The 9,677-nt window shown below is 43.0% G+C and carries 4 protein-coding genes and 1 pseudogene; 3 read left to right on the top strand and 2 right to left on the bottom strand.

The genetic code is table 11. From position 1 onward, the window contains the following. Positions 1-328: 328 nt before the first annotated feature. A complete protein-coding gene (locus LC586_RS38180; protein WP_229490976.1) occupies positions 329-1,111 on the top strand; it encodes an ABC transporter ATP-binding protein in 783 nt (260 codons plus the stop codon). 384 nt (positions 1,112-1,495) lie between these two features. Here the strand turns inward: LC586_RS38180 and LC586_RS38175 are convergent, their stop codons facing one another. Then, positions 1,496-2,158 carry a GIY-YIG nuclease family protein gene (locus tag LC586_RS38175; protein ID WP_229490974.1) on the bottom strand — a complete coding sequence of 221 codons (663 nt, stop codon included), beginning with the start codon at positions 2,156-2,158 and terminating at the stop codon, positions 1,496-1,498. Positions 2,159-2,282: 124 nt separating this feature from the next. Between LC586_RS38175 and LC586_RS38170 the strand changes: the two genes are divergently transcribed. Both LC586_RS38170 and LC586_RS42465 read left to right on the top strand, forming a co-directional pair. After that, a complete protein-coding gene (locus tag LC586_RS38170; protein ID WP_229490973.1) occupies positions 2,283-3,212 on the top strand; it encodes a carbohydrate ABC transporter permease in 930 nt (309 codons plus the stop codon). Positions 3,213-3,263: 51 nt separating this feature from the next. Beyond that, a pseudogene (locus LC586_RS42465) lies at positions 3,264-4,202 on the top strand (Rpn family recombination-promoting nuclease/putative transposase). Between the two features lie 35 nt (positions 4,203-4,237). On the opposite strand, the gene LC586_RS38160 reads toward LC586_RS42465, so the two are convergent. Then, on the bottom strand, positions 4,238-9,677 hold a 5,440-nt coding region (locus LC586_RS38160), incomplete at its 5' end, for a translocation/assembly module TamB domain-containing protein (protein ID WP_229490971.1).

Raw genomic sequence — 9,677 nt, 5'->3', positions numbered from 1 at the left:
AGCGAACATAAGACCCGACAATCTAATGGTTGAAGGGCAGTTGCGGAATCCCCGTAAGGAAAAGAAGCAGAAACCTAAGTCGTGAGGCTTAGGAATCACCGCACTTTTAGGGCGGTGAGGATGTCAATTAAGTAATTTACGCAGTAGCGATCGCTGATATTTTAATTCTTTTAAGCGTTGAAGACTTAGAAGTAATTTGGTATACTCGCTAAAATTACAACGCTTTAGGCTAAATCAATATGTCTAATTGAATTGAAGCGGGTATAAGGATGCTAAATAATCCACTCAAATCCTGTAAAATTAAGTTTCTCATTTTTTAATTTCTGAAATGCCACTCGAACTGCAAAACCTCACAGGTGGTTACACTTTAGTACCAATTGTTCAAGACATTAACCTCACTCTGCAAACAGGAGAATGGTTGAGTTTAGTTGGTGCTAATGGTTCAGGTAAATCTACTTTACTCAAATTGCTGAGTCGTATTCTCGCCCCACAGCAGGGAACAGTGCTACTTGATGGCAAAGCAATTCACTCTCAACCTCCAAATCTAGTTGCACAGAAACTGGCATTGTTACCGCAACAACAAACGGTTCCCGTTGGCTTAACAGTGCGACAATTAGTCAGCTTAGGACGCACGCCACATCAACCTTGGTGGCAATGGGAATTAACCGCCGAAGATTGGGGCAAAGTAGAAGCTGCAATTGAAAAGACCCAGCTAGAAAAATTTAGCGATCGCTTAGTCGAACAACTCTCAGGCGGTGAAAGACAACGCGCTTTTTTAGCTTTAGCACTAGCGCAAGAACCAAAAATTTTACTATTAGATGAACCTACAACTTTTTTAGATATCAACTATCAATTGCAACTATTGGAACTGCTTAAAGAACTGAATCAGCAACAGGGATTAACTATTATCACAGTTTTACATGAACTGAATTTAGCAGCACGGTATAGTTCCCGGATTGCATTATTAAAACAGGGTCATATTTGGGAAGTTGGTACACCTGAAGAAGTTTTGACACCAAATGCGATCGCCCAAGTATTTGGTGTGGAATCTGTGATTATTCACACACCCGTTGGTTTACAAGTTTGTGCCATTTCTGCTGTGTCATTATAACTCGATTACTTTTCTGACCAGAGTTTGACCAAATAATTACTAATTCGTAATTCGTAATTCGTAATTGAAGAGGGTACAGAGCAAGCACTAAATTTTTAATTTAGTGCCCTTACGAAAGATATGGTTTTTAACCTTGATCCATATTTAATATTTATTGTCAATGCGTAAGTCCTATTAACTTCTTTCTTTCTTTCTTTCTTTCTTTCTTTCTTTCTTTCTTTCTTTCTTTGCGTCCTTTGCGTCCTTTGCGGTTCGTTTTTCTTTAAAGCTGCATAGTGTCTATGCCAAGCCAGCAAAAACATTCATCTAAACACTTGGATACCCCATCCTTTGACAAGATAGGGTATCCAAGTGGGGAAATAACCAGAGGACTGAACACTCATCCTAAGACTTGGTTTCCTGTGTCTGTGCGTCAATAATTACACTCCAGTCATCATTTGTCACAGCAGCTTCAAGTTGACGCTGACGTTCGGCTATACTCGCATCTATTGTTTCTAACTCTTTAGAGAGGGTTGTATCAGCCATTGCTTTTCGCAGTTTTAGCTTTTTCTCCTCGTAAGCTTGACGTTCCGCCTCTGACATTACCGCCTTCGCAGCTTCCCCTACTGTACTAGCCCACATATCGCTTTCAGTTGCATTACCAGGTGGTGTACTTTCGAGTTCTGCTATCCACGCATCTCGCAAATCTTCCATTTCTTGACGCTTGGGGAACTTGAAGGCTTGCACACGTACAAAAGCACACTTTTGCTGACTATTTTGACTGACATGACCGTTTAAAGAAAGCAACACATTCCGAGAATAGCCAATATACTGCGTGCAGCGTTCTGCGTCTAATACTGCATAAACACCTGCAATTTTAGCGTTTTGAGCAGCTGCACTCCAAGCCTCAAGGTTAATGATTTCAGTACCATCGTTTGCCAGTTCAGGGGTTATACTCACCTCAATGGCGGTGTGTTCGTCGTCAGAACTATACAAAAATTCATGTAGTCCACGGTGGTTTATAGGGACATTTTGATGTTCAATTGGCGGGTTGTGCTGAGTTTCCATCGTAGTTTATCTCCGAGTTATTAATTAGCGTTACGCAAATATATGCCTTTAGAATATTGAAGCTTAAATCTACTCACATCCCCAAATTCTTGCTGACAAAGCGAAAACAACTATTAGACCTTATATGAATCAATTAACACCTAAAGATTGGATATTCATCAAACAGCGATTAACTCCTTATTTATTTTTACTACCAGCCTTAGTTCTTTTGGCGTTAACAGTCTTTTGGCCTGCACTGCAAGCCTTTTACCTCAGCTTTACCAGCTACGAAGATATTGCCCAGCCGCCACAATGGATAGGTTTTGCCAACTTCCTCAAGCTTTGGAAGGATGCAGTTTTTTGGAAAACCTTGGAAAACACTTTTTTATATCTTGTGGGTGTAGTACCAATTTTAGTAATTGCTCCCCTAGTGCTGGCAATATTGGTAAATCAGAAACTGCGGGGGATGAATTGGTTTAGATCGGCATACTACACCCCAGTGGTAATTTCAATGGTGGTTGCGGGAATAGCCTGGAAATGGCTGTATGCAGAGAACGGATTACTGAATCAGTTTTTGAAAGCTTTGGGACTTTTTTCAGAAGGTATTCCTTGGCTTACTAGCCCAGAAAAAATCTTTGGTATTGTACCAATTTCTCTAGCCAGCGTCATGGCTGTCACCGTGTGGAAGGGGCTAGGCTACTACATGGTGATTTATTTAGCAGGGTTGCAATCAATTCCTGCTGATGTGTACGAAGCTGCTGCGATCGATGGCTCTGATGGTATCAGCAAACATTGGGATATTACCATACCTTTGATGAAGCCGTATTTAGCACTAGTGGCGGTGATTTCGGCTATTTCTGCCACCAAAGTGTTTGAAGAAGTATACATTATGACCCAAGGAGGGCCACTCAGTAGCTCTAAAACGATTGTTTATTATCTATATGAGCAAGCTTTTGGTAACTTGGAAATCAGCTATGCTTGCACAATTGGTTTAGTGCTATTTTTGATAATTTTAGGATTATCAATTTTGCGATTAGTTATTAATCAAGAAGGTGGAGATAATATCACAATCTGATATTGCCCTATCAGCCACGATAATCTTAAAATATTTAAAAATCCAGAATACATGAAAACAGACACGATTTTTTATACCTTATTTCAAATTCTTCCAGGTGTCTTATTTGAACTTTTAGAACAATCTCAATCCTTAGCATTGCACTACCAATTTACCTCGGTAGAAATCAAAGAATTAGCACGTCGTATCGATGGTTTATTCCTACCAAAAGCTGAGTTCCCAGAAGACCCAATCTATTTTGTTGAGGTACAGTTTCAACGCGATGATGATATTTATTGGCGAATAATAACAGAAGCTTTCCTATATATAAATCAATATAAACCTCAACGTCGTTGGCAAGCAGTATTACTTTTTGCTCAACGCAGTCTCGACCCAGGCGTGCCATTCATATCATGTCCGCTTGATTGCTTATTAAACCCGAAGAACCCCACCCCGACAATCGTCGCTTTGTCTGCCCTCCCCGCTTGCGGGGAGGGGCTGGGGGTGGGGTGTAATGGCTGTGGTTAGCATAACTATTTATGCGGACATGATATCATTTATCAAACATCATTAGCTCAACAGCAAATTCGGATAATTTATTTAGACGAGTTAGATGATGTACCATCGTCTTCGATTGGGCTAGGAGTGATTAAGTTAGTCGTTGCAACAGAAGATAAAGCCGTACAGCAAGCGAAAAACTTGATAAATCAAGTACAGCAAACGGATGAAGCTAACCGTAGCAATCTCTTAGAATTAGTAGAGAGAATGCTTATCTATAAATTTGTAAACAAAACTCAGCAGGAGTTGGAAGCGATGTTTGGATTAACCGATTGGAGACAAACTAAATTTTACCAAGAAGTAAAGGAAGAAACAAAGCTGGAGACTATACCCCGTCTGCTTAAGTTTGGTTTAAGTATAGAGCAAATCGCGCAAGCATTAGAATTGGATGTTGAACAGGTACGACAAGCTATTGATAAGCAAGGAAAAGAGGGAACAGGAAGTAATTCATAATTTATAATTCATAATTCATAATTGAAGAGATTTCTTTAAAACCGCGTTTGATACTCCACTACTGCACGACTATCATCGGTTAAGTTAGTGGAAGCACGCACACGAAACTCATCGTTTATCCGATAATTAACACCCCATTGGAATGGGTCATTTGTTGTCAAAATCTTGATACTGGAAACCGATATTTTAGAAGAAATATCAACTCCAGCCTCTGCTGCTAATTCCAAAGTTGAACTGCTCCTTCCAGCTTCGGGATTCTCAGAAATAACGGTAGGAAATATCCGCAGTTCACTTAAGCCAAAGCTACTCCCAATCTGGTTAAAAGCTGACTGAAAATTGTTGAACACAGCCGAACCTGCGATGTTAATCAGTCCCAAAGTACTGTCACCTCGTCCTTGGGTGTCTACAAACCCACCTCCTAAAAGAGCCACAATTTCGGTTTGACTACGTGACGGACTACTTGTCAGTTCTAGATTTTCATTCAGTTTGCTGGCTAGACCGTTGATACTGGCTTCGACTCGAACACTCTCTAATGCTGATAAACCTGTGGTATTTACGCGGCTGAAATCATTACTTTGAGTTACGTCCAATACCTTGGCATATAGCCGAATATCTAAGTTGGGGTCGCGGGGTTGAGAGGGACTAAAAGTTGCGGTGTGTGTATAGCCACGAGCAAGGTTAAATTGGGTAGTAAATAAATTCACCCCGCCTTGTTCTAAGCGAATAGTACCATCGGGTATTGGCTGATTGATTGAGCCGTTAACTATGAGATTACCAGTTGCGCGGAAACTGAGAATAGGAGGACGGGTAATTTGGACGTTTTTACCGAGTTCTAAATCTAAATTATTAAATCTAGCGATCGCATTTCCCGACCCATTCTCAATTTCAGATTTACTCTGCTTATTGGCTTTTGTGGGTGATACCCCAAAACCACTATTTGCAGATGAAGCAGTCCCGGTAGATTCTGCCAGCAATACCTGACCATCAAATAAATTTACTTTACCACCAATTACTGGGTTAAGGGCAGAACCAGTAATCTGCAAATTGCCGCTAGCACCTCCCAGGTAAAGTCCCTTCAGATTTAACGCTAGCTGATCGAGATTAACGGTCAGGGGATTGTTGATAGTATTGTCATTGTTAAAAATGGGAATTTCTCCAGCAGCTTCTACCTTCCCACGGCTAAATCTACCCTGGAGATTTTCCACTAAGATGGTGTCAAAATTAAACAGCACTCTACCTGTAACACGTCTGAGCTTACCTGGGAGAGCCTGGGCTGAAAAAGTAGCATTATTGATAGTAGCAATTCCATTTACTTCGGGTTTTTGCAATGTTCCCCGCACCTTGAGGTCTACTTCTCCTTCACCTTTCTCAAATACCACTTGCTTAGTCAATGCGTTTAACAGTGCCAATCCCTCGTTTTCTAACTTCACATCTAAACTGATTTGATCGCTGTCTGGTGCTACGGAAGCAAAAGGCAATTTATAAGGTATGCTGCCAGTAATATCAACAGGTTTTGGCCCAGCAACTGCTACCGTACTACCAAAGTTTAAGCGTCCGTTGGCATAGCTGAAACTTGCGATCGCTGACTCTATTTTGTTCTGATTCAATAATCCTTGTGTGATTTGCAATTCCCCTCTAGCTTGGGGATTAGCAATGCTGCCTGCTAAAGCTGCTGTACCGTTAAGATTACCTGTGATTCCAACTGGTAGTTTGACAACATTATTCAATAGTTGTACCGGAAAATTATTCACCCGCAACTGTCCAGATTGTTCATCACCGCCAACGTTACCCGTGAAGGCAATCAGTCTGTTTTCAGATTCGATTCGTAAAGGTCGTAAACTCAAAACACCGTTTTCAAAGTTGCCTTCGGCAATCACTTTGTCGGCAGTATAAAAACGATTCAGTTCTTCCTTTTTACCCCAGGCAAAGTTTTGTCCATTCAAATTAAAATCCACTGATAATCCATTGGCTGTAGCAGTATTTACAGCCACTTCCCCATTGAAAGTCCCCTTTAAGTCTGCCAAATCTGGTATGGGAGTGGAATTAAGTCGCTGTTCTTCCTGTTCTGCTACCAAAGCTTCAATTTCAGAAAACCGTTGGATTTGGGTTAATAAAGGTTGATTTTGCGCTCCTTGGGGGGTGGTGGTTAGATCCTCTGCTGTGCCGTAGATTTCTGCTGAACCACCTGGCAAGTTTTGTAAATCAAATACCTGCGCTACAGTTAGAACATCTTGGATCTCTCCCTGGTTGACGTTCAGTTTACCTTGTAGTTGAGGGCCTTTAGGGCTTTGAGCAAAAGTACCGACAAGGGCGTAGCTACTTTTGCCTTTGACAAATTCGCTACTGGTGAGTGTGCCTTTACCGTTACCGTAGCGGAATTGAGCAGCTATTCGATCGCCTTTAACCCTGCCAATTTGCGGATTAGCGATCGCTAAATTCCCTTTAGCTGCCAATGTCTGCTGATTAAATAGCAAATCCCCAGTTAATAACCCAGTTATCTTACCAGTCAGGCGAGTAACTGGTGGCGGAGTCAAATTCAATATTTGTAAGGGGAAATTTGCAACTTTGAGCGCCCAATCATTCCCTTGCACATTGCCTGTGGCTGATGCTTGCTGCCATTTTACTAAGAAGGATTTTGGGCGATTATTGGCATCTAAATTAAAGGCGAGGCGATCGCTATTACCCGCCAAGTTCAAATTCAACCCGCGTCCCTGCGCTGAATCGATGTTTCCAGTTAACAACGGCTCAAAAGCAATATCTTGAACAACCAAGTCTCGTAAATTAATTTGCCCTACCACATTTGGCAAGGGCAACTTACCAGTTATTTGACCATTAAAATCTACTCTCCCCGCCACAGCAACCTGATTAGGAAGATTGATCGGTAACTGTTTTAAGTTGTAATTCTGCGCTTGGACGTTGAGATTTAGGGCAGTAATTTCCGGTATACCTGCCTTTCTTGCATTGGCTAATATGTTACCAGTCACACTTAAACCGGGAGCAGTTGCTCGCTCAATGGTAAGCCTTTCACCACTCCAAGCGATCGCAGCCGTCAGGGGTTGCTCAAAACCAGGGATACCTTGGGATAATTGCACCTGTCCAGCAGCACGCACATCAGCTAATTTGGATGATCCTAGCGTGCCAGCTAATTGCAACTGACCGCCAAACTGACCCCGCAATTGCTGATTTAACCGATTTAATTCCACACCAGAAGCATTAACTACAGCTTGATAGCGACCATTAGCCAATTGGATATTAGAGGCTGCGATCGTTCCACCTGCAACATCCAGCCTTCCTTGACCACTGGCTTGGATAGTTTGCGGTTGAAAGGACTCAACAGAACCCGCCACGTTTGCTTGACCAGTTAACGTCCCTCCAAACTGCGGTGGTACTGCTGCTAACTGCTGCAACGGTAGATTATTTGCTTGAACCTGCAATTGGTATAAACCATTACTAACCTTAATATTAGAGGCTGTAATAGTTCCACCTGCAACATCCACCCGTCCTTGACCACTGGCTTGGATAGTTTGCGCTTGGAAGGACTCCACAGAACCCGCCACGTTTGCTTGACCAGTTAAGGCTCCCTGGAACTGCGGTGGTACTGCTGCCAACTGCTGCACAGGAACATTATTTGCTTGAACTTGCGCTTGGTATAAACCATTGGCAAGTTGGATATTAGAGGCTGTAATAGTCCCACGCGCAACATTTACCCGCGCTTGACCGTTGGCTTGAATAGTTTGGAGTTTAAAAGAATCAACAGAACCCGCGACGTTGAACTGACCAGTTAAGGCTCCTTGGAACTGCTTTGGTACTGTTGCCAACTGCTGTACAGGAACATTATTTGCTTGAATTTGCGCCTGATATACACCATTGGCAAGTTGGATATTAGAGGCTGTAACCGTACCACCGCCAATAGCAAGCCGACCCTCGCCACTACCACGTAGGGTTTTTAGGCTGAAATTATCTCTGTTGCCTGCGATTTGGAACGTACCCGCCAATGGGTTATTTAAAGCTGGAAGAGACTGTTTCAATATTTGTCCCAACCGCACACCATTAGCTACAAGTTGAGCAGAGAAGCTTTGCTCTTGCAGTTGGATATTAGAAACTGCAACTGTGCCGCCACCTATTTGAACTTCTCCACCATCAGTGCGAATCGTGGCAATTTTAAATGGTGCTGTGCTGCCTGAAAGGATGAGACGACCATTAAACTGTGCTTCCGCCAAAGAGACATTTTGCAGTTGACTTTTATCTACAAAGGGTTCTAATTTTACCCCAGAGGCAACAGCCACAGCTTGCCAACGCTCATTGGCGTAACTACCAGTTGCCCGGACTGTACCACCACTTACATTCAGAGCCACATTGCGGAAAGAGACGTTGCGATTTGGAGCGATTGCAACTTCACCAGTTCCGGGGTAAGTTCCGTTAGGAGCCTGATATTGTACCGCAGTTTGGACATTGGTGGGAGCGCCTGTTAGTTGGGCTGTACCTAAGACATTGCCGATTTGAAAGTTGGGTGTTATTTCATAAACTTTTGCGATCGCATCCCCTGGAAGATTCTTGGCAGCAAAATTTATATCCAGTTGAGGGTTTTTACCGAGTTGAATTGTGCCAGCGCCCGTGATATCACCACCAACTTTGGCTTTACCTTGAATATCTTTCAGGGTAATTAAAGAGGAACTAGTCGCAAGCTCAAACTTACTACTGATGCTATTAAAATCAACTTTGTCAATCCGAGCAGTTTGAATAGTGGTAACTGTGCCTGAGATAATTGGCTCTTTAGTTGATCCGGTAATCTGCAAATCAGCTTGTACTTGTCCAGCGATCGGCAGAGGCAGTTTTACCTTGAGAGTTTCCTGAGCATTCGCCAAACTCACCGCATTTACCCGCCCTGCCAACTTAAAGCCTGCTTGAGTGTCAATGATTCCCGTAGCCACTACCGGAATTTTGCCGTAGTTGGTAGTAACATTATCTAACTGCAACTCCGTTCCCTGGAAGCGGAGATTTCCTTGGCTATTGGTCAACAGTTGCGGGACTTTGGGTATTTGAACTGTTACGCCTTGCACAGCAGCGCTGCCATACAATAAAGTCCGTTGTCCTGGTGTTAACTTAACTAACAAGTCGCCATTGGCTCGACCCGCCTGTAAGTTCACTGGTAACTTAATTAACCGAGTAATATCCTCAGCCAACAAGTCTTGCGATCGCACTTGAAAGTTCCCTGCTAGCACCCTGGAACGCGTCTCTCCCTGAATAGAAATACTGCCACCACTGTCTGCTTGCCCCCCCACATCAAACCTGATCAACTGATTATTTGCTAAAAGTTGTGCAGAACCGTTGATTTGAGAAAATGTTACGGGGGATGAGGGGGATGAGGAAGATGAGGGGGATGAGGGGGATGAGGAAGATGAGGGGGATGAGGGGGATGAGGAAGAATTTACTTCCCTATCTCCCCCTGCTCCCCCTGCTCCCTCATCTCCCCCT

Source organism: Nostoc favosum CHAB5714 (assembly GCF_020829495.1).
GTDB lineage: Bacteria > Cyanobacteriota > Cyanobacteriia > Cyanobacteriales > Nostocaceae > Nostoc > Nostoc favosum.
Note: the sequence above shows the minus strand (reverse complement) of the source record. Positions and strands in the feature narration are given on the sequence as shown.